Origin of the sequence: Actinomyces sp. HMSC075B09, assembly GCF_001812395.1 — a bacterium.
Taxonomy (GTDB): domain Bacteria; phylum Actinomycetota; class Actinomycetes; order Actinomycetales; family Actinomycetaceae; genus Gleimia; species Gleimia europaea.
The window spans coordinates 103,278-126,941 of the sequence record NZ_KV808743.1 but is presented as its reverse complement, the minus strand read 5'-3'; the positions used below and the strand labels follow the sequence as shown (position 1 = coordinate 126,941).

24 protein-coding genes are annotated in these 23,664 nt (G+C 56.6%); 9 read left to right on the top strand and 15 right to left on the bottom strand.

Translation table 11 applies throughout. From position 1 onward, the window contains the following. Positions 1–26: 26 nt before the first annotated feature. The 3 genes from HMPREF2854_RS08110 (at position 27) to HMPREF2854_RS08925 (ending at position 1,083) form a co-directional block, all read left to right on the top strand. Positions 27–629: a sigma-70 family RNA polymerase sigma factor gene (locus HMPREF2854_RS08110; protein ID WP_070621177.1), complete on the top strand. Its 603-nt coding sequence runs from the start codon at positions 27–29 to the stop codon at positions 627–629. Beyond that, complete coding sequence (gene rsrA / locus HMPREF2854_RS08105; protein ID WP_070621176.1) at positions 622–885, top strand: mycothiol system anti-sigma-R factor; 264 nt, start codon at positions 622–624, stop codon at positions 883–885. The genes HMPREF2854_RS08110 and rsrA overlap by 8 nt, the downstream gene beginning before the upstream one ends. A 123-nt stretch (positions 886–1,008) precedes the next feature. Next, on the top strand, positions 1,009–1,083 hold the full coding sequence (locus HMPREF2854_RS08925; RefSeq protein ID WP_370870625.1) for a 50S ribosomal protein bL37: 75 nt from the start codon (positions 1,009–1,011) through the stop codon (positions 1,081–1,083). Positions 1,084–1,151: 68 nt separating this feature from the next. Here the strand turns inward: HMPREF2854_RS08925 and HMPREF2854_RS08100 are convergent, their stop codons facing one another. From HMPREF2854_RS08100 to HMPREF2854_RS08080, 5 genes are all read right to left on the bottom strand, one after another. Beyond that, positions 1,152–3,014 (bottom strand): ABC transporter permease, encoded by a 1,863-nt coding sequence (locus tag HMPREF2854_RS08100; protein WP_070621175.1) that lies wholly within the window; start codon positions 3,012–3,014, stop codon positions 1,152–1,154. 124 nt (positions 3,015–3,138) lie between these two features. Then, entirely contained in the window at positions 3,139–3,906 is a 768-nt protein-coding gene (gene modA, locus HMPREF2854_RS08095; protein WP_083309468.1) for a molybdate ABC transporter substrate-binding protein, read from the bottom strand. A gap of 19 nt (positions 3,907–3,925) precedes the next feature. Next, the gene (locus HMPREF2854_RS08090; RefSeq protein WP_034506349.1) at positions 3,926–4,321 is read right to left on the bottom strand and encodes a TOBE domain-containing protein; all 396 of its coding nucleotides are present in this window, start codon (positions 4,319–4,321) and stop codon (positions 3,926–3,928) included. 118 nt (positions 4,322–4,439) lie between these two features. Next, entirely contained in the window at positions 4,440–5,675 is a 1,236-nt protein-coding gene (gene glp, locus HMPREF2854_RS08085; protein WP_070621173.1) for a molybdopterin molybdotransferase MoeA, read from the bottom strand. 8 nt (positions 5,676–5,683) lie between these two features. Further along, positions 5,684–6,406: a HesA/MoeB/ThiF family protein gene (locus HMPREF2854_RS08080; protein ID WP_070621172.1), complete on the bottom strand. Its 723-nt coding sequence runs from the start codon at positions 6,404–6,406 to the stop codon at positions 5,684–5,686. A gap of 59 nt (positions 6,407–6,465) precedes the next feature. On the opposite strand from HMPREF2854_RS08080, the gene HMPREF2854_RS08075 reads away from it, so the two are divergent. Continuing rightward, positions 6,466–6,945: a MogA/MoaB family molybdenum cofactor biosynthesis protein gene (locus HMPREF2854_RS08075; RefSeq protein ID WP_070621171.1), complete on the top strand. Its 480-nt coding sequence runs from the start codon at positions 6,466–6,468 to the stop codon at positions 6,943–6,945. A 3-nt stretch (positions 6,946–6,948) separates the two neighbouring features. Here the strand turns inward: HMPREF2854_RS08075 and moaC are convergent, their stop codons facing one another. The 3 genes from moaC to HMPREF2854_RS08060 are packed head-to-tail and all read right to left on the bottom strand — an operon-like array spanning position 6,949 to position 8,962. Next, positions 6,949–7,419: a cyclic pyranopterin monophosphate synthase MoaC gene (moaC, locus tag HMPREF2854_RS08070; RefSeq protein ID WP_070621170.1), complete on the bottom strand. Its 471-nt coding sequence runs from the start codon at positions 7,417–7,419 to the stop codon at positions 6,949–6,951. Positions 7,420–7,426: 7 nt separating this feature from the next. After that, positions 7,427–8,275: an ATP-binding protein gene (locus HMPREF2854_RS08065; protein ID WP_070621169.1), complete on the bottom strand. Its 849-nt coding sequence runs from the start codon at positions 8,273–8,275 to the stop codon at positions 7,427–7,429. 39 nt (positions 8,276–8,314) lie between these two features. Next, on the bottom strand, positions 8,315–8,962 hold the full coding sequence (locus HMPREF2854_RS08060) for a TorD/DmsD family molecular chaperone (RefSeq protein ID WP_070621168.1): 648 nt from the start codon (positions 8,960–8,962) through the stop codon (positions 8,315–8,317). A gap of 167 nt (positions 8,963–9,129) precedes the next feature. On the opposite strand from HMPREF2854_RS08060, the gene HMPREF2854_RS08055 reads away from it, so the two are divergent. After that, positions 9,130–9,429: a DUF6457 domain-containing protein gene (locus HMPREF2854_RS08055; RefSeq protein WP_034506331.1), complete on the top strand. Its 300-nt coding sequence runs from the start codon at positions 9,130–9,132 to the stop codon at positions 9,427–9,429. Further along, positions 9,426–9,866, top strand: a complete 441-nt coding sequence (locus HMPREF2854_RS08050; RefSeq protein WP_070621167.1) for a molybdenum cofactor biosynthesis protein MoaE — start codon at positions 9,426–9,428, stop codon at positions 9,864–9,866. The genes HMPREF2854_RS08055 and HMPREF2854_RS08050 overlap by 4 nt, the downstream gene beginning before the upstream one ends. Positions 9,867–9,938: 72 nt before the next feature. On the opposite strand, the gene HMPREF2854_RS08045 is transcribed toward HMPREF2854_RS08050, so the two are convergent. The 7 genes from HMPREF2854_RS08045 to HMPREF2854_RS08015 form a co-directional block, all read right to left on the bottom strand. Beyond that, entirely contained in the window at positions 9,939–10,913 is a 975-nt protein-coding gene (locus tag HMPREF2854_RS08045) for a dimethyl sulfoxide reductase anchor subunit family protein (protein ID WP_034506322.1), read from the bottom strand. A 3-nt stretch (positions 10,914–10,916) separates the two neighbouring features. After that, positions 10,917–11,534: a DMSO/selenate family reductase complex B subunit gene (locus HMPREF2854_RS08040; RefSeq protein ID WP_083309467.1), complete on the bottom strand. Its 618-nt coding sequence runs from the start codon at positions 11,532–11,534 to the stop codon at positions 10,917–10,919. Positions 11,535–11,544: 10 nt separating this feature from the next. Next, the gene (locus HMPREF2854_RS08035; protein ID WP_070621165.1) at positions 11,545–14,010 is read right to left on the bottom strand and encodes a DMSO/selenate family reductase complex A subunit; all 2,466 of its coding nucleotides are present in this window, start codon (positions 14,008–14,010) and stop codon (positions 11,545–11,547) included. 262 nt (positions 14,011–14,272) lie between these two features. Further along, the gene (locus HMPREF2854_RS08030; RefSeq protein ID WP_070621164.1) at positions 14,273–14,509 is read right to left on the bottom strand and encodes a ubiquitin family protein; all 237 of its coding nucleotides are present in this window, start codon (positions 14,507–14,509) and stop codon (positions 14,273–14,275) included. Next, positions 14,509–15,543 carry a GTP 3',8-cyclase MoaA gene (moaA, locus tag HMPREF2854_RS08025; protein ID WP_070621241.1) on the bottom strand — a complete coding sequence of 345 codons (1,035 nt, stop codon included), beginning with the start codon at positions 15,541–15,543 and terminating at the stop codon, positions 14,509–14,511. Before moaA ends, HMPREF2854_RS08030 begins: the two co-directional genes overlap by 1 nt. Positions 15,544–15,585: 42 nt before the next feature. After that, the gene (locus HMPREF2854_RS08020) at positions 15,586–16,167 is read right to left on the bottom strand and encodes a GDSL-type esterase/lipase family protein (protein ID WP_070621240.1); all 582 of its coding nucleotides are present in this window, start codon (positions 16,165–16,167) and stop codon (positions 15,586–15,588) included. Positions 16,168–16,248: 81 nt separating this feature from the next. Then, entirely contained in the window at positions 16,249–19,893 is a 3,645-nt protein-coding gene (locus HMPREF2854_RS08015; protein ID WP_070621163.1) for a multifunctional oxoglutarate decarboxylase/oxoglutarate dehydrogenase thiamine pyrophosphate-binding subunit/dihydrolipoyllysine-residue succinyltransferase subunit, read from the bottom strand. Between the two features lie 340 nt (positions 19,894–20,233). Between HMPREF2854_RS08015 and HMPREF2854_RS08010 the strand changes: the two genes are divergently transcribed. The 3 genes from HMPREF2854_RS08010 (at position 20,234) to HMPREF2854_RS08000 (ending at position 23,661) form a co-directional block, all read left to right on the top strand. Continuing rightward, positions 20,234–21,574 (top strand): hemolysin family protein, encoded by a 1,341-nt coding sequence (locus tag HMPREF2854_RS08010; RefSeq protein WP_261666692.1) that lies wholly within the window; start codon positions 20,234–20,236, stop codon positions 21,572–21,574. Beyond that, positions 21,571–22,635, top strand: a complete 1,065-nt coding sequence (locus HMPREF2854_RS08005) for a hemolysin family protein (RefSeq protein ID WP_070621161.1) — start codon at positions 21,571–21,573, stop codon at positions 22,633–22,635. The genes HMPREF2854_RS08010 and HMPREF2854_RS08005 overlap by 4 nt, the downstream gene beginning before the upstream one ends. A 186-nt stretch (positions 22,636–22,821) precedes the next feature. After that, a complete protein-coding gene (locus HMPREF2854_RS08000; RefSeq protein WP_052038714.1) occupies positions 22,822–23,661 on the top strand; it encodes a M23 family metallopeptidase in 840 nt (279 codons plus the stop codon). Positions 23,662–23,664: the final 3 nt, after the last annotated feature.

Genomic DNA, 23,664 nt, shown 5'->3' with positions numbered 1-23,664 from the left:
AATTGTTGGAGGTGCAAGTATGCTCGATGGTGATGGACAAGAAGGAACAGGTAGACGAGGCCGAGCTTCGCGCGCGGTTCGAAGAAGAGGCGCTCCCTTTGCTAGACCAGCTGTACGGGGCGGCGTTTCGTATGACCGGTAACGAGGCAGATGCTCAAGATCTGGTGCAGGACACGTATGTGCGTGCATTTAGCTCGTTCAACACATTCAAGCCGGGTACCAATTTGAAGGCGTGGATGTATCGAATCTTGAAGAACTCGTTCATTAACACCTACCGCAAGAATCAGCGGCGGCCGCAACAAACCTCCGATGAGGGAGTGCAGGACTGGCAACTAGTTGATGCCTCCAGTCACCATCCGGTCGCCCTTGAATCCGCGGAGGCTGCGGCGCTTGACTCGCTACCAGACGACACGGTTCGCGAAGCCCTCGAGTCTCTTTCTGACACGTATCGCGAGGCGGTGCTCCTGGCCGACGTTGAAGGGTTTTCTTACAAAGAGATCGCCCAAATCATGGGTACCCCCGTTGGCACTGTGATGTCACGAATCTATCGCGGTCGGGCGCAGCTTCGAACGGCGCTTGCAGATTATGCGAAACGAATGGGAATTGGAGTGAAGGAGGATCATGCTTAACAACAATGATTGCGATCCTTGCGAGGAACTGAGCTCCTTCCTTTACGCGTTTGCTGATGACGCGTTGGAGGATGAGTTGGCGTATCGCCTTTCACAGCACTTGGAGACGTGCAGGCACTGCGCGGATCGGGTGGATGCGGAGATGCACGTGCGTGAGCTGGTGCGTAAGTGCTACGAGAAGCAGGCGCCATCATCGCTTCGCGCGCGCGTGGTTGCAAGCGTGCGAGTCACGCATGTTACGCGGCAGTGGGACTAGTTTCGGGTTGATTTAGTCACGTTTGCGTGTTTTTCGATGATTTCGCTTAGGCCGGGCTGTTAAAACTTCGCAAATTGTGCGAAAATAGCAAAGCTGTTTAATGAAGTAGGTAGAGGAGTCGAAATGAGCAAGCGAGGCCGCAAACGCAGGGCACGTCGCAAGAGCGCCGCTAACCACGGCAAGCGACCCAACTCTTAAGCAAAAGCTTCGAGGCTCCCGGATTTTCCGGGAGCCTCTTTTGTTTGGTTTCTACGCTGTTTCCCGGTTTACTGCAGGGACTTTACCGGCTGGACGTGAAGCGTTACGGCGCTGCCCGGTTGAAGCAGATCGACGTTGTAGGCGTTGATTGATACGGAGAGCAGCTCACCGTCCTCGCCACTGATAATCGCAATCTCGCCAGTTGGTGAAAGCACGCGGCGCAGGATTTGCCCATGGATTCCGCCTTCGGTGTGCCCAGCCTCGACACGGAAATCGGATGGGCGAACCACCAAGACTTGATTGCCCTCAGTAACCGTGTTTGCGCCTGTAAGACGGGTTAGGAAGGCGGAGGAGGGGGCCTGCAAGACCTGGGTTTTGAATCCGCTCTCGCTAACCTGTCCCTCTTCCAGGGTGATGATTTGATCTGCCATGAATGCGGCGTCTGTGAGATCGTGAGTGACCATCACGGCGGTGGCTTTGGCTGCACGAATACGCTCGCGCAGCACCAGGCGAAGGGGCCAGGCAATCTCAGAGTCAACGGCGGCAAAAGGCTCATCTAACAAAACGAGATCGGGGTTTACAGCTAGGGCGCGGGCGATTGCGATGCGCTGTGCTTGGCCTCCGGAGAGTTCACTCGGCAGGCGGTCTTTTAAGTGCAAGCAACCTACGGCTTCGAGCTCAGCGAGGGCTCGTTTAGTTGCCGCCTCGGAACTAAGGCCTCTGATTCGCGGCCCGAACGCCACGTTTTGGCAGGCGGTTAGGTGCGGGAATAGGAGCGCGCGTTGCTCTAGCCATACGATGGTGGGATCTTCGCCCAGGTTTAGGTTCCTGCTTCCACTGGAAGGAGTTAGAGTTCCGGCAATCAGCTCTATCCCGGTGGTCTTGCCCGAGCCGTTCGGGCCAACAATGGCCGTAATAGCGCCTCGCTTCAGTTTGGCATCGATATGAACATGTCGCTTGGATACGTCCGCGTTTATTTCGATCCCAACGGGCGCGTTTTCCCACTGCTGTAGTGACATATCGAGGTCGCTCAACGCGCACATGGTGTCCAACTGGTTCTGGCGCGCAGATTCAGGTTCCCTTCCGTGCGCCTCCTCGCTGGATCTCTTTGCAGATATTTTCGAAATAGCGCTAGTTATAGCGATTACAAGGCCAGCAACTAGAAGTATCACGGTCGCGAGGGCTAGGGCAGTGGCGGTGTCAATTTCGCGTTGCAGATAGATCTCGAGGGGGAGAGTGCGGGTAACGCCCTGCAGTGAGCCAGCAAACGTGATGGTTGCACCGAACTCGCCAAGGGCGCGCGCGAAGGTTAGCGCTGTGCCCGAGGCCATCGCAGGAACGGTAAGGGGTAGCGTGATTTCAAAGAATATGCGAGTGCGAGAAGCTCCAAGGTTGTTTGCCGCTTTTTCGAGGTCGCGTCCGCGTGAGCGCAGTGCGCCTTCGAGTGAGATAACGAGGAACGGCATGGATACAAACACTTGTGCCATAACTACTGCGATGGTGCTGAAGCCGATATCAATGCCCAGCACGTGCAGGTAAGAGCCGATGAGGCCGCGGCGTCCAAACGTGACCAGGAGCGCAAGGCCGGCGACGACGGGTGGCACAACCATAGGAAGCGTGACCAGCAGGCGTAAGACGCTACCCAAACTTGCGCGTGCACCGTGGCTGGTGTGGGCGAGGATGTGCGCTAGGGGAATACCAAGAATTAGCGAGATGATAGTTGAGGCAAAAGTTGTTTTGAGGGACAGCCAAAGAGCGTCTCGTGCAGCTTCACCGGCCAACAGCGCAGGGAGGTCTGCCCACTGCACCTCGGCGAACATGCCAATAAATGGCACGACCACGAAGGCCAGCGCTATCCCTGCCGGAACTGCGAGCCAGGGTGCCGGTCCCGCCGCGGTCTCACGCCTGCTGGTGCTTTGCTGCCTACTCAAAATGCTCCACCTTTGCAATGCCTATGACTTATCAATCCGTCCCGGCACCTTGGTTTCACGTGGCAGGGTTAGCGGCGCTTGGTCCAATATGCCGGGACGGTTGTGTTCTTCAGTTGCTTGCGGACTATGGCCTGGCGAATCCGTACTGCTTCAGCAGCTCCTGGCCCTCGTCGGAGAGCACCGCCTCAATAAACTTGCGTGCGAGTTCAGGAGACTTAGAATCCTTTACAACAGCAATGGGGTACTCGTTTACGCCCTTGACGTCGATGGGGATAATCTCTACCTTGTCGCCGGCAGCGATTGCGTCGGTCATGTAGACAAAGCCTGCATCACCTTCACCCGACTCGATCTTGCCGCGCACGTCGGTTACCTTCTGCTCTTCGGAAACCGGTGTTAGCTCGATTCCAGCCTCGTCAAGCACCTTGTTGGTCAGGTTGCCGCAGGGTACTTCCACATGGCACTTGATGACGTTTGCAGACTTCAAAGAGTCGTCGAGGCCGGTAACGCCGCCCGGATTTCCTGCCGGAACGATAAGGGTAAGCGTGTTCAGTGCGAACGGTTCTGGCGCCTCAACGAGGTCCGCATCCGTTGCCTTATCCATATTGCGCGTGTCAGCAGAGGCGAATACATCTGCCGGGGCGCCGTTCTTGAGCTGGTCCACGAGTGTGGAGGAACCCTCGAACGAGAAGGACACCTTCACGCCCTCATTTGCGGGCTCAAAAACTTCCTCAGCAATCTGCGGGAAGACCTTATTTAGCGAGGCCGCAGCAAAAACGGTTAGCGTCTGCGGCTCGGCGCCTTCCTTGTCTGCCGGGGCAGGAGAGCCCGAGCATGCTGCGAGCATCATCGATGCGGCGGCGAGGGTGGCAAAAATTTTAGCTGTTTTCTTCATGTTCATCCTCATTGTGAATCTAGGGAAGGCTTACAGAAACGTTGGTGGATTTCACGCCGGCAACGGCGAGCGAGCCCACCTCGAGCTTCATCTCTTGTGCAGCCTCGGTGGAAATTAGGGAAACGATTCGGAACGGGCCGCAAATCATCTCGACTCGGGTCATGACTTTATCGGAGGTGATGTCTGTGACGATGCCGGTCAGCTGGTTACGGATGGAGTTAACTTCCGTGCCATGCGTAGAACGCTCGTCCTGCGCTGCGATTTGGCGAATGTAATCAACCAGGGACTTGCCGTCGATCAGAATGCGCCCATCTTGGCGCGTGCCTTTAATCGTGCCATCTTCTACCAGGCGTCGAACCGTGTCCGTGGATACGCCCAGTAGTGTGGCCACATTTGATACTCGTAAATCTTTCATATCCCAAACCATATACCAGCAAATGCGGTATTACTATCGCATGAGTGCCGCATTTGCGCTATGTCGCGTTGGTGATATGAGAAGGTTTCGTGGGATCGGGGTCAGGCGAGAGCGCGGTTTAGAGCGGAATGTATTGCACGAGGTCGCCTTGCGCCACTTCGTCTACGTCAGCCGCAACCGTCACGAGGCCGGTAGCCTGATGCAAGGTGGCGATGAGGTGCGAGCCGGAGGCTTGCGAGTGGGTTGGGTAAACCGTGATGCCACTCGTGCTGAGCTCGGCACGCATGGGGGCATACTGACGCCGATTCTTGGCAGACTTGAACGACGCGCCGGCCAGAGCGGGAACCGCCTGTAGCTTGCTTCCGGGACGGCCGGCGAGAATGCCGATAATCGGGCGCACGAATAGCATGAATGATACGTAGACCGACACGGGATTGCCGGGTAGGCACATGACGGGCACACCCCGGCCATCCACATTAATGACGCCGTGCCCCTGCGGTTTTCCGGGCTGCATGGCTACTTTTTCGAAGTTGAAGTTGTGTGTCTTACCGACGATTTTGACAGGATCGAACGCTCCGGCAGAAACTCCACCCGAAGTGATGAGGAGGTCCGCGCAGCGCCCAGCCTCGGTGAACATCTGCTCAAGATGCTCAGGCTCGTCGCCGGTGCGACTTCGATACGTTACTTCTGCTCCCAGCGAGTGTGCTAAACCGTCGAGCATAATCCCGTTCGAGTCGGGAATCTGCCCGTGAGCGAGCTCGCTCCCCGGATCCTGCAGCTCCGTTCCGGTAGAAATAATCGCAATCCTAGGCTTCGGGATTACCGGTAGCTTCCCGTAGCCTACCGAGGCGGCCGCTGCCAACACCTGGGGAGTAACCGTAATTCCTGCCTCAAGAATAAGATCCCCAACGGCAACGTTTTCGCCTGCTTTACGTACGTTTGTTCCGGGCTGGACCGCACTGAATATGGTGACTTGATCTGGCATTTGCACCGGGCCAGGCTCAATGTTGGTGTCTTCAACTTTCACCACCGCGTCGGCGCCTTCGGGCAGGGGAGCGCCCGTCATGATGCGCGTTGCAAAACCGGGCTTTAGCGTACCGTTAGCCGTGCTGCCGGCGGCAACGTCCTCGAGAACAGGCAGGTTCACCCCGGCATCTTTTGACGCTCCGTGCACGTCATCTGTGCGTACCGCAAACCCATCCATCGCGGAGTTCGTGAAAGGCGGTACGGCAACTCGGGCCTCGATGCTCGCTGCCAAAGTGGTGCCGAGGGCAGATTCCAGGGGCCGTTCTTCGGCAGGAAGGGGAGCAATACCCGCGGTTACTTGCGAAACGTACTCTTCAACGCTAATCAAGGATTCTCCTAAAACTCGACGAGTCTAACTCCGGTTTCGCGCACATCTACAAGAGCGAGTCGGCGCACCAGCACCCCGGGTATGTCACACACAATCTTAATGACTTCCATAGCCATTAGGGACCCGGCAACTCCAACGAGGGGGCCGAGCACGCCCTGCGTTGCGGCTGTGGGGGTGGTCTGCGGATCTGGCAACTGCGGGTACAGCTCGCGCAAAGTAGCCGTTTTCCCGCTGGGATCCGCGGCAAGCGGGCGTGAGGTGAACGTGGTTACCATAGCCTGCATTCCCACTGCGCTTCCCCAAATCAAGGGTTGGCCGGAGGTTTCACAGTAATCGGCCAGCATGAACTTTGTTTCCATGTTGTCTGAGGCTTCGACAACCACGTCCACATCACCAAAAATACGTGCCGTATTTCCGGCGTCTACGCGTTCACAGATAGCATCTACAGTAATTTCAGGGTTGAGAGCGCGTAGCGTTCTTGCCGCGGATTCGGCTTTGCACCGGCCAATGCGCGCGGTGTCGTGCAGAATTTGACGTTGCAGGTTGGATTCCTCAACGGCGTCAAAATCCACCACTTTCAGGTAACCGGCGCCTGCCGCCGCAAGATAGTAGAGGATGGGCGAGCCCAGACCTCCGGCCCCTAACACGCCGATGCGCGCATTTTGCAAAGCTGCTTGACCTGCCGCGCCAAAGTCTTTAACTAGAATGTTGCGTTCGTATCGTGAACCCATAGGTAAACCGTAAGCTAAAACCAGTGACGTGAAAAACGCTAGCGTATCAAGGAGGCGCCGTGGAGCTGAAAGCTTGCGTAATTACGATTTCAGATCGCGCATCCCAAGGGGTGTATGAAGACCGCTCTGGGCCCGTTGCCGTGCAGATTCTGCGGGAGGCGGGATTTGATGCGGGGGCACCCGTAGTTATTCCCGACTCTAAAGAAGCGATCCAGCGTGCGATTTGCGATGCCGTGGCTGAAGGCGCTCGCCTCGTGCTAACCACGGGTGGCACCGGGGTAGGGCCGCGCGATTTCACCCCCGAGGCAACCGCGCCACTCATTAAGCGCGAGCTGTCCCACCTAATGAGTGCGATAGTGGTTAAAGGCTTGCAAAATACGTCCCACGCCCTCATTACGCGCGGCGTGGCTGGTTTAACAAAAGAGGGCACACTCGTGGTTAATGCGCCCGGTTCAACCGGTGGCGTTCGCGACGCGGCCGAGGTTGTGGTGACGGTCGCCTCCCACATCTTGGCTCAGGTGGATGGGGGCGACCACTAACCGCTATTGCTCGCGCACCCAGTTGCCGGATCGGCCTCCGGACTTCGCGATGATCTTGCACTCTTCAATGGCGGCGGAGCGATCAACCCCCTTCACCATGTCGATGATTGCGAGGGCGGCAACGGTGACGGCCGTCAGGGCCTCCATCTCTACGCCGGTGCGGTCCGCGGTGCGAACCGTGGCTTTGATCGCAACGTGATCGTCTTGCAGATCCAGCTCAACCGCTGCGCCATGAACGCCAATGGTGTGCGCCAATGGCAATAGTTCGGGTACACGTTTAGCGGCTGAAATGCCGGCAATGCGCGCAACTGCCAGCACGTCGCCCTTGGGCACGGTACCGTCGCGGAGTGCCTGCATAACTGCCTCGGATGCGGTGACTTTCCCAACCGCGGTTGCCTCGCGAACGGTAGGCACTTTTGCGGTGACATCAACCATGTAGGCCTCGCCCGCATTGTTAAGGTGAGTGAACTTCATTTCGCTTCTACTTTCTTTCAAAACCGGGTGGCAGCCAGGACCCAAATGGATCTTGTTCAACACGCCTGCATGTGGGGCACAGATCTTCGCCGTCATCTTCAAATAACGATTGACATTTGCGACATTTCGCGGTTTGCAGGCGCGCAACTTCCACGCGTTTCATCTCAGCTAGGGAAAGGGTGGCCCCGCGGCTGATCGCATCTTCGGGGCATAGTTCAATGCACTTCGCACTACCTTCACAGATGGTGCGATCGTGCATCAAAACAGCGGTGGAACTACCTTTTTCATTAGCATTTTCGAGGGCGAGGGCGTGGGTTGGACACGCGGATACGCATACGCCGCAGGCAGTGCAACCACTGACCTTCAGGCGCGCCGCGCTTGGGGCGGTCGCAAACTCGTCAGCTATTTCAGGCTCGATTCCTAGGATTGCGAGGGCGGCGCTCAGTTGTGCACTCTCATTGCCGGAAATGTCGACGGGCAATGAACTATCCGAGCTCAGCCCAAACAATGCCCGGCGTGAAACTGGGGCAGAGTTCGCCAATACCTCTTGCGCGGGGCGGAATCGAGGGGATTTACCCTGATATTCGCTGATCCTTGGTCCGAGCAGGCTTTGCCATACCTCGAATCGTTTTCTCGCCCGCTCGCGGTTCTCGCACTCGCAAGCATCCACATCAACGGTGAGCGTTTCTGCACCACAAGCTAGAATCTGCGGGGCGAGGGCCAGCGGGGTGTCGGCAATGCATCCTTCAACGCGAAGGGGCGTGGTGGATTTGCTGTACGTTCGAGTAGCGGAGCCGCAGATGAGGGTTATGGCGGGCTCCTCATCGCTGATCCATCTAAGCAGACTCGCGTTCATGCGTGGAGCTCTATTCGCGATACTGCTGTGTTAGCAAGACTATTTGGCCGCATTTGCGCCTTCTGTTTCAACGAACGCGTGAACGCTGGCAATGAAACCTAGCGTGAATTCGGCAACGGCCTTGTACAGGGCGGTTTTTGCGTGCTTACGAACGTCCTCCACAACTCCTCCCGCAAACCGATCGAGGTGGTCAAATAGGAAGTCGCGCATTGCCAGGCGGATCTCTTCTGCGTCCTCGCCGGCCCCTAGTTGCTCGGCGGCACGTTCCGCGAGGTCGCTCAAGAACGCAATTTCGAGGCCAATGTGATCATCGGGTTCGCGGTTAAAGTTGGGGGCGCGAAGCCCGAACCTCGCGTAGGCGGCGCGCACGGCAAACGTTTCTTCTTCAAAAACGAGACCCTCTTCAGAGGTACGCACGGATTCGTACGGTTGTGCGAGGGCTCGGCCGGCTCCAACGAACAGGTAGAGGTGGTCGCGTTTGATTTCTTCTTCGCTTTCGGGGCGCGAGCTAAGAAGGGTGCGCACTCCTTGAATAGAATTTGAGTCAGTGAGGGGCCAGTCGTTCAGCATTTGGGGGGAATACATCGCTTCGCGTAGCTGCTCTGCGGGAGCGCTTAGATAAAGCTGGGATAGTACTTTGCCAGCTGCCGAGATGCGTTCGGCCTGTTCCACAGCTGAAACGGTCATGCCTGCCATTCCTCACATTAGTTGCAATGTTTACTTTCTCTTAGTTTATCTAACCGTGTATGGCCGGTGCCTGTCGTACTCGGTGAGCGGTTGACCCCGGCGCGGCTTAGAATTGCATAGTTACAGTATTAAAAGAGCATCTAGCTCACTGAGATTTGGGAGGGCACATGGAGCGCAAAGATGATCCGCAGAAAATGGAACGAATGCGTGAGTGGCTTACGCGCGCCGCGCAGATAATCGAGGTGGATAAGGATGTCGTTCTGGATCTAGAAGTCGATTTGTTGAAGCTTGCGCAGATGACTGCGCATAACACTTCGCGTCCGGGTACTCCGCTTACCGCTTTCTTGGTTGGTCTGGCGGCCGGAGCGGCTGGCGGTGACAATGAGGCCACGGTGACAACGGCACGCGCTAAAATCGCTTCTTTGATTGCTGATATTGAGAAGAATTTTGTGGAGGAATCTAAGTGAGTGGTGGCCGCGTTGTTCGCGTTGAGATTAGCCCGGAACCGTTTGAGGAGGCTGAGGTCGTAGCCGCCACTGCGGATGACAAGGCTGGCGCAGTTATCACGTTTAACGGCGTGGTTCGTAACCATGACCAGGGCAGGGACGTGGAGTCAATCGAGTATTCCTCGCACGAGATTGCACAGAAGATTTTGCGTGAGATTGCTGAGGAGATTGCTGGCCGCGAGGGGGTACATGCTGTGTCAGCGGTTCACCGCGTTGGGCATGTCCGAGTGGGGGAGACTGCGATGGTTGTTGTCGTTGCTGCCTCGCACCGGTCAATGGCGTTCAGTGCCACCAGTGATTTTGTAGATGAGATTAAGGCTCGCGTTCCGGTTTGGAAGAAACAGAATTTTCCAGATGGTAACCACGAGTGGACGGGTATAGCTGACATCCAAAGCTAGAGTTGATGCAGATAATAGTTTGAGGGCCACAAACGAAGTGTTTGTGGCCCTCAAGCGTGTGTCCTTACCGGCTTATATTCCGATCCTGTTCATCTCTCCGTAGAAGAGGAACCTGGCGATGATCTCGCTGATAGTCACGAGGGCAAAGCTGGTGAGGGTGAGGGCTAGCAGCGGCTTGTGCTGGCCGCCCTCGAGGTTTTTGTGGGTGGTTAGGGTCAGGTAGAGGCCAATGATGCCAGCGCCGATGATAAGCAGGACGAGGCGAATGGCGTACCAGGTTGGCGATGGATCAACTTCGGCGGGGTTGGGCCCGGCCGGTTTAGCAGCGGCGTAGGTGCCAACCACTAGTTGGAGTGCGAGCATCGCGATGGTGGTAATTGCGATCCATTTGGTTGCCTGGTTGGTCAGGCTGATGGTTTCGCGTTCAGTTTGAATATCTGCGCGTGCCTGCGCCGGATCGTTCGCGCTCTTGTTAGCCCCGGTTAGGACGTGGTCCAGTTTGGGCCATTTTGTTGAGACGATCGGCCAGGCACTGAAGGCCAGAGCGATTGCAAGGCTACCGGTTAGGGCCGCGCTGATGTAGAAGGTTGCAGGGGTAGTCCAGTGGTTCCATGCAGGAACGGTTGGAAGCATGTATACGTGGGCCATAACCCAGATGAAACCCAGGCCCCAGATGGCGGTGAAGATAGCTAGCGCGTTACGGATTTTCGCGTTGAACCAGCCAAACCAGGTGGCGGCCGCGAAGATGAATCCGAGTCCGGCAAAGCCAGCGCCAAACAGAATTTCACGCGCTAACCACGAAGTGGCGATGTGACGGATCGCGTTAGGCGCATTCAGGGGGTTGCCAAGGTGGAACATGGAAGCAAGCAATGCTAGAACCATGACCGGTCCGATTGCGTAGAGGGCAGGCTTGGCCAAGCGGTCTACGGTCTTGGATGAGTACTTGGTCTGGGCGAATAGGTTTACTAGACCTAGCGTGACAAAAGCTCCCACCGCCATTTGCGCAAGAATGGTGAAAGCCGTTAATGGCCATTCATGAACGTTCACTTTCTAGACCTCTTCTCGGTTAGCGATCTCACCGGAGGGGTTGTTCCACGGTTGAGCGTCGCGGTGGGGTGTAACTACTAGGTTCGGGTTGGTAATAGATGGATCTGGTAGCGGTGCTACGGCTTGGACGTCGCCGTACTTTTCGCGTAGCTCATCTATTGGCCCCCAGTCCAGTGCGCGGGAGGGGCAGGCATCTACACAAGCGGGGTTTTGACCCGTAGCACGGTAGTCAGAGCAGAGGTCACATTTGGTCATGTAACCGAGATCCGCGTTGAACTGCGGGGCCGAGTAAGGGCACGCCCATTCGCAGTAACGGCAACCAACACATTTGCCCGGATCGACGGTAACCACGCCGTCTTCGTCTTGGCTCATTGCGGTGGTGGGACACACCTGCACGCAGATTGGGTTTTCGCAGTGGTTACAAGAGATGGAAGTGTAGTAAGAGAACACGTTCGGGGTGAAGGTGTCACCGTCTTGTTGCCAAGAGCCTCCCGTGTACTCAACTACGCGCCGCCAGTTCACACCAATAGGCGTGTCGTGCTTATCCTTGCAAGCGATCTGGCAGGCCTTGCACCCGTTGCAAGCGGTCTGATCAAAGTAAAAACCAAGTTTTGCAGCCACAATAAACCTCCTAAGCCTTCTCTACCTGAACGAGGGCAGTGTGTTGGCCGTTGCCTTTAGAGACCGGCGTTGGGTGCCAGCTAGTCAACGTGTTGACTGCGCCACCGGCATCCACGCCGTCCTTATCGAATCGGCTCCACGCGCCCTGAGGAAGGGAAATAACTCCGGGAGCGATACGGCTGGTAACTCGTGCTTGAATGCGAACCCGTCCACGATCGTTGCGGATTAATACCTGGTCACCGTTCTTGATGCCGCGCTCCTTGGCATCGATGGTGTTGATCCACACCATCTGGGGGTGCGCTTCATTAAGCCACGACAGGTTGCCGTAGGTGGAGTGCGTGCGCTGCTTGTAGTGGTGACCAATGCACTGCAGAGGATATTCCTCGTTTGTGCGTGCTTCTTCTGCGCCTTCCCAAGTTGCAAGGTGCTTCGGGATTGGCGAAATCTCGTCGCCCGGCTTGGCATCGGGGAACTCCCACGTCTTTGCCATTTCTGCCAGCTGCGTCGAGTAAATCTCGATCTTGCCCGACGGTGTTTCTAGCGGATTCGCCTCAGGGTCCTCCCGGAACTCCTTTAGTGCGATCGTTGTTCCCTCGGGGTTCTGGTAGCGGTATACGCCGATTTCGCGTAGCTCGTCCCAGCTTGGGAATTCGGGGTGTTCGCGAACCGTTTCGGCCTGCATCTTGCGGGCGAGGGTTTCCAGGTCGTCCTCGAATTCCTTTTCAAATCCGAGTCGCTTTGCAACCTCGCGAACCATTTCGTATGCGGGCATCGAGTTGTATAGCGGATCAATCGCCTTATCCACGATGAGCAGGTAGGCCATGTCGCCCGTGTATTCGGAGGGCACGAGGTCGTGGCGTTCTGCTGTGGTGGTGTCGGGCAGGACGAGGTCGGCAAGCTCTGCGCTTCGCGTCATCTGGTTGTCGATGGCAAGGATGAACTCACACTTGGTTTCGTCTTGCAGAAGCTCGCGCGTGCGGTTGATGTCGGCGTGCTGCGAGCCCGGCATGTTGGTTGCGTAGTTCAGCAGGAACTTAATGCCGGTGTCTAGCTTGTCTACGCCGCGAACACCGTCGCGAGCCGCTGTCATTTCTTCACCGTGATCGATTGCGTCAGTCCAGCCGAAGCAAGAGATCTGCGCCGGGCAGGGGTTTTCACCATTGTCGAGCCACTTCGTGACTGGCCAGTAGTAGCCTTCGCGGCCACCGGTGCCGCCACCTGCAATGCCGACGTTACCGGTCACGCAAGCGAGGAGGTAGATCGAGGTTGCCTGGTTCTCGCCATTTGCGTGGCGTTGCGGGCCCCAACCCTGGGAGATGTTGCATGCCTTTGCGCCTGCAATCTCGCGGGCGAGCTGGCGGATGGTATGCGCGGGAATACCGGTGATCTTTGAAGCCCACTCGGGGGTCTTCTCGATGCCGTCTTCTCCCTTGCCTTCAATGTAGGAACGGTAAGAGGCATTTTTTGGCGCCCCTTCCGGCATGTGATCCTCATCGAAGCCAATCGTGTACTTGTCCAAGAACGCCTGGTCGTGCAGGTTCTCTTCGAGCATCACGTGAACCAGACCGGCTACAAGAGCGGCGTCGGTTCCGGGGCGAATCGGGACCCACTGATCGGCCAGTAGCTGCGCGGAATCGGAGTAGCGCGGATCAATCACGATGATCTTGCACTTGCCGTGCTTCTTTGCCCACAGTGAGGTGAACGTGAGGCCACCGCCGGACATGCGCGTTTCCATTGGGTTGTTGCCCCAGAGGACGAGGAGGTCGGAATGCAGCGCGGCGTCCTCGAAGGAGTTTGAAATCTGCTCGTCGGGGGAGCCGTAGAAGTACTTGGTGATCGTGCCGATCTGAGCGTAGGAGTAGTTACCGTAGTAACCGAGGTATCCGCCCATGAGGTTGAACAGCTTCTGCCATCCTGCACTGGTTGCAATGTGGGCGTTCCAAGTGCCCGAACCGTAGTTGCGGTAAACCGCCTGTGGGCCGTACGTGTCGTACGTGTACTTCAAGCGCTCAGCAACAAGATCGAAAGCCTCGTCCCAGGAAATCTCTTCCCATTCGCCTTCACCACGTTTGGTGCCTTCTTTGCGCTTTAGAGGCACCTTGATGCGGTCGGGGTTGTGAATGCGCTGACGCATTGAGCGGCCGCGTACACACGCGCGGATCTGACGGGTGAATAGGCCGTCGTCACCCGTGTTATCGGGAAGCACGCGAACAACCTGACCATCTTTAACCTGTAGTCGAAGTGGGCACCTGGAACCACAGTTGATAACGCAGGCGTTCCAAACTGTCTTTTCTGCTTCCGGGTGGCCTTCGACGGCAAAAGCTTGGTTTGCTTCACCAACGCCCGGCTTACCGGAGAACACTGCGGGGGATGCGGCTAGCGCGGTCGCGGTTCCGGCGACGGCGCTCCATTTTAAGAATGAACGACGGGAGGGACCCGGTGTACCCTCTCGTGGTTTGACGTCGGCCAAGGACACGATTTCCTCCTTAAATCTGCAACTTTTCCTAAATACTATGGCCGGCTAATTTGGTGTGACCCATATCCCTATGTTTCCGCCAGAAAGTGGCGTTCAGTATTTTTGCAAATAGAAAACCATGGTGAAATTAAAAACGATCGTGTTAGTAAACTCGTCCTTAGGATGAACGAACTACGGTGTAGATTGACTCACCTAAAGGCTCGTCTCAATAAAAAAATAGCGTTACTCGAGTTTCGAGTAACGCCTGCAAATGAGGTTTTAGTTATCCGCCAGCAAATGGAGGAAGCACGTCGAGTGTTTCGATTGATGCAGCGGAATCGGTTAGAAGAACCTTCTTGCCATCAGCCAGTAGCAGAGAGCGGGAGATAACTGTTTCGAGCACGTCATTTCCCTCACTAACCTGCTGGAGTAATCCTGCAACGGTTGGTGCAGAATCGACGCTAATGGTTGAACGTCCGGCGGCCTCGGCCGCCCCGGCAAAGAAACGGATCGTAGCCACTATCCACCAATCCTTGACATCGTGCGTGTAGGGGGTTGAAAATCGGGTCTGCCCATGCCGTGCCCGGCTTGCTTTTGTTCGGTGGCACCCATCCAAATGGTTGCCAACTCTTCGTCGCTGGCCCCGGTTCTTAACGGGCCACGTAGGTCTGTTTCCGTGGTTGCAAATAGGCATGTGCGGATCTGCCCATCAGCCGTGATCCGCGTGCGGTCACAGTCGTCGCAAAACGGGTTCGTCACAGATGCGATGACGCCCACGTCCCCAGCGGGGTGGTCTGCGCTCGCGGCTACGTTCCAAAGCTCTGCCGGCGCTGAACCACGCGGCTTTGAGGAAGGAGTTAGTTCAAACTTCGTTGAAAGCCGCTCCAAAATGTCGGCCTGCGTAAGTAGCTGGTCACGCCTCCATGAATGAGCGGGACCAAGCGGCATGTGCTCAATGAAACGCAGGTGGTAACCGTGGTCAAGGCAAAAGGCCAGAAGCTCGACAATGTCGTCTTCATTGATGCCCTTCATCGCAACGGCGTTGATTTTGATTGGGCTCATGCCGGCCCGATCTGCCGCTTCGATGCCCCGCAATGCGTCGGACAGCCTGTCCCGCCTGGCGATAGCTGCGTACCGCTGCTGGTCAAGCGAGTCGAGCGAAATGTTGGCCCGTGACACGCCGGCTTTGACAAGAGCTTCGGCACGCTTATCGAGGCCGAGTCCGTTTGAGGTAATCGAAATCTGCGGTGGCGCGCCCAAATGGGTAGTCATGGCCTTGGTGCGGGAAACGATTTGTTCAAGGGAGCGGCGAAGTAGAGGCTCCCCTCCGGTGAAGCGCACCTGCTCGATGCCGAGCATTTCGATGCCGATGCGGATCAGGCGCAGGATTTCTTCATCGCTCAAAGTGTTTTCCGTTGGAAGCCACTCAAGCCCTTCGGCGGGCATGCAGTATTCGCAGCGCAGGTTACATCGGTCTGTCAAAGAGACGCGCAGATCGCGAGCAACACGACCAAACCTGTCAGTTAGAACCCCTAACTGCGTATTTGACTGCATATCACTCACAAATCTTCATAAGGAAAACTGGACTAACCGATTCTATGCACGAGGAGGCAAGCCTATCCACTCGAACCAGTTGTTGTGTAGCACGATCCATGCCAGCAGCCCATAGCCCGCTTGGTTTGGTAGGCCGGTCTGTGACATCGCGATATCGTCATGCCACTGGTCGTGTGTTAAGAGGGGCGAGAACGTGTCCACAAATGGGATAGACCTGCGCTCGGCAACCTCGCGGCAAGCACGTACCACCTCGGATAGTTGGCGTGAATCGGAAGTTTGAAGTGGGGGAGGTCCAACAATCATTACTTTGATACCAAGTTGGGCTGAAACATCCACCATGTTTGCCAGATTGAGGCGGGTTCGCGGTGTTGAAAGCCCGGTCTCCACATCTTGTTTACCGACGGCGATGATAAGTCGGTTGTCTGCCCCATCCTTGAATCGCGGCATGCACTCGTTTTCCCAGCGCTGTGACATTTCGGTGGTGGATTCTCCCGGCATGGCAAGGGGAAACACGTTCATGGTCTCTGGGACGTTGGTGCGTGCAAGCACTCTTCCAATCCAACCGAGGGCACGAGGATCACCCGTTCCCGCTACGAGTTCGTCCCCAATCACGCAAAGCCTGATTTCGTTCACAATCGTCTCCTTCAGCCCTTCACAATACACGCAAAGCGGGGCCGGCTAACGCCAGCCCCGCCTCGTGGTGTTTTAGCGTTCGAACGCGCCGTCCATCAAAATCTCGTGCTGGTACTTATGTAGGGCCATGGTGCCAGCTGCCGGAGATGCGGCCGCCGGGCGAGACACTACCTTAACCTTGCGGTCGATCTGCGGGAACAGGTTCAGTGCCAGGAACGGCCAAGCGCCCTGGTTTTGCGGTTCATCCTGCACCCATACCAGTTCGGCGTCGCCAAACGGCGCAATCGCTGCTTTCAGCTCATCTAGCGGAAGCGGGTAGTACTGCTCTACTCGCACGATCGCTGTCCTGTTGTCACCGCGACGCTGGCGTTCCTTCACGAGGTCGTAGTAGACGCGGCCCGAACACATGATCACTCGATTAACTGCCTGCGCGCCCGCGGTGATCGCCTGGTCGGCTTCACCGACTACGGGCTGGAAGTGGCCGGAGGTGAAATCCTCAACTGCGGAAGAAGCGGCAGAGAGGCGGAGCAACTGCTTGGGCGTAAACACGATGAGCGGCTTACGCGGACGCTTGTACGCCTGCGTGCGTAGCAGATGGAAGTAGTTTGCCGGAGTGGACGGCTGGACAATCCACATGTTTTCTTCCGCAGCCAGCTGCAGGTAACGCTCGATGCGTGCCGAGGAATGATCCGGCCCCTGGCCTTCGTAACCGTGGGGCAGTAGTAGCGTCACAGAGGAGCGCTGATCCCACTTTTGTTCCGCGGATGAAATGAACTCGTCAACGACGGTCTGCGCGCCGTTGGCAAAGTCACCGAACTGGGCTTCCCAAAGAACTAGAGCTTCGGGGCGCTCCAGCGAGTAGCCGTATTCGAACGCCATTGGTGCGTATTCAGAAAGTGTTGAGTCGTGAATGTCGAGCTTAGGCTGCTTATCCACCAGGAAGTTCAGTGGCGTCCACTCGCGGCCGTCGTTGTGATCGTGGAGGACGGCGTGGCGCTGTACGAAGGTAGCGCGGCGCGCGTCCTGGCCGGACATGCGAACCGGGGTGCCTTCCATCAGTAGCGAACCAAAAGCGATCAGTTCACCGAAGCCCCAGTCGATCTTGCCCTCGCGCGACATCTTGTGACGCTTTTCGAGTAGTTTTGCAAGCTTCGGATGTGGCGTAAACCCTTCTGGGATGGCCAGGTGCGCGTCGCCAATGCGTTCAATAACCTCGCGGGTTACTGGCGATTCCCAACCAATCATCATGCCTTCGCCCGCGCGTTGTGCTTCGGGACGCTCCAGGCCGGCAACGGCTTCGCCCGATACCTCGGCCTTGTCCGCGCTCCTCGTTTCTTCGAGGATCTCGTCCAGTAGCGCGTTGTATTCGGCTAGTGCCTTGTCGGCCTCGTCCTCGGTAATATCGCCGCGGCCGATGAGGTCCTTTGTGTAGCGATCACGTGTGGTGAGCGTACGGTCAATCAGGGAGTACATGACTGGCTGGGTCATCGACGGGTCGTCACCCTCGTTGTGTCCGCGGCGGCGGTAGGTGACCAGGTCAATGATGACGTCCTTGTTGAACTTCTGGCGGAACGCGAAGGCAAGTTTTGCAACGCGCACAACCATTTCCGGATCATCGCCATTCACGTGGAAGATTGGAATCTGCAGGCTCTTAGCCATGTCGGTTGCGTACTTCGTGGAGCGCGCTACCGTGTTCGGCGTGGTAAAGCCAATCTGGTTGTTGATGATCACATGCAGTGTGCCACCGTTGCGGTAGGCGGGCACCTGGCTCATATTCAGGGTCTCGTAAACAACGCCCTGGCCGGCAAAAGCGGCGTCACCATGGATGAGGATTGGCAGAATCGGCCAGCCGGGCTCGTTCAGTTTGTCGTGCTTTGCACGCGCAACGCCCTGCAAGACGCCGTCGGCAGCCTCAAGGTGGGACGGGTTAGCGGCAAGGTATACCTTCGTTGCCGCGCCGTCATCTGCAGTGAAAATACCTTCGGTACCAAGGTGGTACTTGACGTCACCTGATCCAAGGACAGAGCGAGGATCTTGATTGCCTTCAAATTCAGAGAAGATCTGGCCGTAAGATTTGCCGGCAATGTTGGCCAGCACGTTCAGGCGGCCACGGTGTGCCATTGCGATGGCAACCTCAGCGATCCCATCGTGGGCGGCCACCCAAAGTACGCGGTCCAGAAGTGGAATCAGTGACTCAGAGCCCTCCAGGGAGAATCGCTTTTGGCCGATGTACTTGGTTTGCAAGAAATGCTCAAAAGCCTCTGCCTTATTCAGCATCGTCATGATGTGACGCTGGGTTTCAAGTGTGGGCTTCTCCCAAGGCTTTTCAACGCGCTCTTGGATCCACTCGCGCTGGGCCGGGTCAACCATGTGCATGTATTCGATGCCGGTGGAGCGGGTGTAGGTGTCGCGAAGCTGCTCGAGGATTTCGCGTAGCGTCATGTGGTCGCGGCCGCCAAAGCCGCCGGTTGGGAACGAGCGGTCCAAGTCCCAAACGTTTAGCCCGTACGTCGACAGGTTCAAGTCGGGGTGGCGGCGAACCTTGTAGTCGAGCGGGTCGGTGTTAGCAGCGAGGTGACCGGCAACGCGGTAGGCGTGGATTAGCTCCACAATGCGTGCGGGCTTACCCTTCTCGCGTTCCTCGTTGTATTCCTTGTCGCGTTCCCAGCGGTAAGGAACGTACGGAACCTGCATGGAGTCAAACACGCGGTCGTAGAATCCGTCTTGACCGGCAAGCTTGCGTGACACCATTCGCAGAAGTTCTCCAGAAGCTGCGCCCTGGATGATGCGGTGATCGTAGGTGGACGTCATCGTCATGATTTTGCCAACGCCCATTTTTGCCAGGCGCTGCGGTGAGGCTCCCGCCCACTCGGCAGGGTAGTCCGTTGCACCTACGCCAATGATCGATCCCTGCCCCTTCATTAGGCGGGGAACGGAGTGCGTAGTTCCGATCGTTCCCGGGTTCGTAAGGGTAACGGTACCGCCTTGGAAGTCGCCCGCACCCAGCTTGCCTTCGCGCGCCCGCTTGACGATGTCCTCGTAGGCAGCAACGAACTCGGCGAACGTCAGCGTGTCGGCTTCTTTGATGACGGGCACCATGAGCATGCGGTTCCCATCTTTCAAAGGAATGTCGATTGCGAGGCCGAAGCCAACGTGCGCGAGGTGTTCAACGGCGGGCTTGCCCTTATCGTCGAACGTGTATCGCACGTTCATTGAAGGCATCTCTACCAGGGCTTCAACAAGCGCGTAGCCGATGAGGTGGGTGAAAGAAACTTTGCCGCCGCGAGTGCGGGCGAGGTGGCCGTTAATAACGGCACGGTTTTCAATCAAGAGTTTGGCGGGAATCTGACGGGCCGAGGTTGCAGTGGGCACCTCGAGGGAGCTTTCCATGTTCTTCGCAACGGCACGGAACGCTCCCTTTAGGGTTTCGGTCTCATCCTCTGAGCGTGCCTCGCTGTTGAGTATTGACGCGGCACGAGCTTTTGCAAGGCGGGTGTATGGCGACGTTGCCTCAGCGACCTTGGATTTAGGAATGGGAGGGAGGTCTGCGCGGGTTTCGTCGATAGCGTTCGGGTTAAAACGTGACGCGGACGCGGCGATTGGAGCAGAGGCTTCTACGGGAGCGGAGTCTGCGGAAATCCTCGACGGATCATGAGGGGCAGGCGGGGCCGGAGGGCGGGGTGCTGCTTGAATCGGGCCGGGTGTGTATTCTGTCATCGCTCCTGTTTCCTTGGGCTCGCGATATTGTCAACGATTCCAGTTGATCGCTTCGATGGTGATCGGGCGTTGCAACTTCAATCAGTTTAGGACGAATAATCCCCGTTTTCTCTTGATATAGAGAGATTTTACAGTTATTTGCTCAACTGATAATCACCTATGGCTTGGACCTTAAAAGTTGAAGGGGATTAGAGGCTTTGGAAAAGACTTAATCGGGCGCAGAAAAGCCAGCGTAAATGAGGTAATCAACACCTATTGCACGCGTGTATCGAAATACGGTTAAGCTGGGATAGATGCATAAAGATGAACCTCCTCGAAGTCTCAGGCCGGTGATGAGCCGGTGATATATGACGTCCTAATGCTCCTATTCGGAGTTGTTCTCACGCTGGGCACCGCTGTTTTTGTTGCCGCAGAGTTTTCATATGTGGCCCTCGATGTTGCGTCGGTGGAACGGCGGGCAAATGAAGGCGACAAAAAAGCGAAGCAGGTTGTTAAAGCACTGCGTATCCTGTCCACCCAGCTTTCGGGTGCGCAGGTGGGTATTACGCTAACAACCATTCTGTTGGGTTACACCACGCAAGTGTCTTTGATGAACCTGTTCACGAAGATGTTTACAAGCTTCGGCCTCGCTCTCACCCTTTCAACCACAATCGCCGTGGCGCTGTCCGTCATCTTTATCAACGCGTTCTCGATGCTGTTTGGCGAGCTGGTTCCAAAGAACATGGCTCTAGCTGATCCTTTCCACAGTGCGAGCCTTGTTACGCCGGTACAGGCGGCATTCACAAAGTTGCTGCACCCGCTTATTAAGGTGTTGAACGATACTGCCAACGGGGTGCTGCACGCTATGGGGATCACGCCGATGGAAGAGATTTCGTCGGCGAGGTCCGCGTCAGAGCTTGCCGCGCTTGTGCGCCACTCCGCGCAGGAGGGCACGTTGGATACCTCGACTGCGACGCTACTTACCAAGTCGATTGGTATTGGAGAGCTAACGGCGATCGACGTTATGACGGATCGCGGTCGCATGGTCTATTTGGGTGAGTCTGCCTCAGCGGCTGACGTGGTTGAGCTTGCGCGCACTACGGGCCACTCGCGCTTCCCGATTGTGGGTGATGACTCGGACGACATCGTGGCTTTCGTGTCGCTTCGCCGCGCAATCGCGGTTCCTTGGGATAAGCGAAGCGAAGTGTCCGTGCTTTCCTCCTCGCTCACTTCTGAAGTGCTCCGCGTGCCGGAAACCCTTGCGCTTGCTCCGTTGCTCCTCATGCTTCGCGCGGAAGGTCTTCAAATCGCGGTGGTAGTGGATGAATACGGGGGCACCTCCGGAATCGTCACGTTGGAAGATGTGGTGGAAGAAATTGTTGGTGAAGTTGCTGATGAGCACGACCGTCGCCGCCACGGCATTCGACGCCAAAATGATGGCTCGTGGAAGGTGCCCGGCACTCTTCGTCCCGATGAGCTACTAGAACGTACCGGCATTTTCGTTCCCGAGGATGGTCCGTACGAGACTCTGGGTGGGTTCATGATGCTCAAGCTCGGTCGTATCGGGGAGCCTCATGACAAGGTGCAGGTTGAAAACACGACTTTAGAGATCTTGCGCATGGATGGGCGCCGCATAGATCAGATCCTGGTGCGCGCAGCTGAGCCAGAACCAACGGATGAGGGCAGGGAGGCTACCAAATGAGTATCACCGCTGGCCTTCTAATCACGCTGTTGCTACTACTTTTGAATGCATTTTTTGTGGCCGCTGAGTTCGCCGTTACCTCTTCACGTCGGGCGCAAATAGAGCCGCTCGCAGACGAGGGGAAACGAGGCGCCAAGACGGCCCTGTACGCCATTGAGAACGTTTCGTTGATGCTGTCGATCTCCCAGCTTGGCATCACGATCGCTTCGACTTCGTTGGGTGCGGTTGCAGAGCCCGCCATTGCAAGGCTTGTGGAGCGTCCTTTGCATTCCGTGGGGCTTCCAGCCGCGTCCGCACATGCTGTTGCGTTTATTTTGGCTTTGCTACTGGTGCTGTACCTGCACGTGGTTTTCGGGGAGATGGTACCGAAGAACATGTCGGTGTCGGCCCCAGATAAGGCGCTGTTGATTCTGGCGCCGCCCCTGGTTGCGATTGGGCACGTATTCCGTCCCATCGTTGTGGGTCTTGATCATATTGCGAACTGGTTCGTGCGCTTGTTCGGTTTGGAACCACGCCATGAGGTTGCCGCGTCGTTTACCGCCGAGGAGGTTGCTTCGATCGTCGAGCTATCCCAGCAGGAAGGGACCATTCATGACGAGATCGGTCTGCTGAGCGGAACGCTCGAGTTTTCGGAGGAGCGCGCTGGTGACGTTATGGTGCCGGTAGATGAGCTGGTGAGCGTGCCACGTGACGTGACGCCTGCCCAGCTGGAGCGCGAGGTCGCAAAAACTGGTTTTTCACGCTACCCGGTGGTGGATGAAGAAGGCATGCCGGTCTTTTATATCCACTTGAAGGACATCTTGTTCGCGGGCCCTGATCAGCGGGACTTGCCATTGGATGAGTGGCGTTTTAGGGAGATGCCGGTTGTGCAAGCAGGTGACGAGGTCGAGGATGCGTTGCGCATCATGCAACGCTCGGGTACGCATCTGGCAGAGGTTGTAAAGGATGGTCAGACGGTTGGCGTGCTTTTCTTAGAGGACGTTATTGAAGAGTTGGTTGGCGAGGTTAGAGACTCGCTACAGCGTGAGGATGTTTTCATCGAGCGCAACTTGGATGCGTGAGTCGAACTTGGGTCTGTAGCTCATTGGTGCCGGTTTGAAGTGATGGGCGTGAGTCTGTACACAGCTTTTTCAAACGGGTTGATCCGCGCGGCCCAGCGTTATAAGTTCGTTATGTATTCACCGCGTGAGTTCGTGTGAGTCACCCTGTTATTACATGCTTTCGGGAAGGGAAGAGTTATTTTGCCTGTGAATGATTCTCCAAATGGCTCGCCTTTCCCTACGCGTCGTCAGCTTCGTGAGCAGGCAGAAGCGTCTTCGAAGCGCAAGATCCAAAAACCTAGTTGGTTGAGTCTTTTGAAGGGTGGTCTTGTAGCCGTGGTTGCGGCAGCCACCGTGGCGGTTCCACTAACTGGTTTCGTTGGGCCAGATACTTCAATTGCGCTACCTTCAAAGGTGGTAGCTTCACCGGTCGCACAATCCTCGTGGGCTAAAAGCGCTGATGTCGTTGTTGCAGAGGCAGAGGGATTGCGTGAGGTTGCAGGCGCGGCCTCCAGGGCAAAGCTTCGCACCCCCCTTGAGATTTCGCAGTGCCTACAGGTGATGCCCGCTAACGGTAACCGTTCGGTGTCAGAATCTGCGCCTATTGTTTGGCCGCTACTTGAGGGAACGTTCAACATTGCGTCCCCGTTCGGATATAGGTTCCACCCGGTTCTGGGGTATTCCAAGTTGCATGAGGGGCTGGATATGGCCAGCCCGAATGGAACTCCTATTTTTGCTGCATCAGATGGCGTGGTGCAGGCATCGGAGCCCATGGAGGGCTACGGTTATTGGATTTTGATCAAGCACACTAAGTCCGATGGAGAGGTGTTTTACACCGGTTACGCGCACATGTACGCCGAGGATGTCCTGGTGAAGGCTGGGGATCAGGTAAGCGCGGGACAGCGGATCGCTTCGGTGGGTAATACGGGAACTTCTACCGGCCCGCACCTGCACTTTGAGGTGCATGATAAAGACGATCAGCTGGTGGATCCAATGGTGTGGTTGCAACAAAATAATGCTCGCCAGCCAGGCCAAGGTTGTGACTAGTTT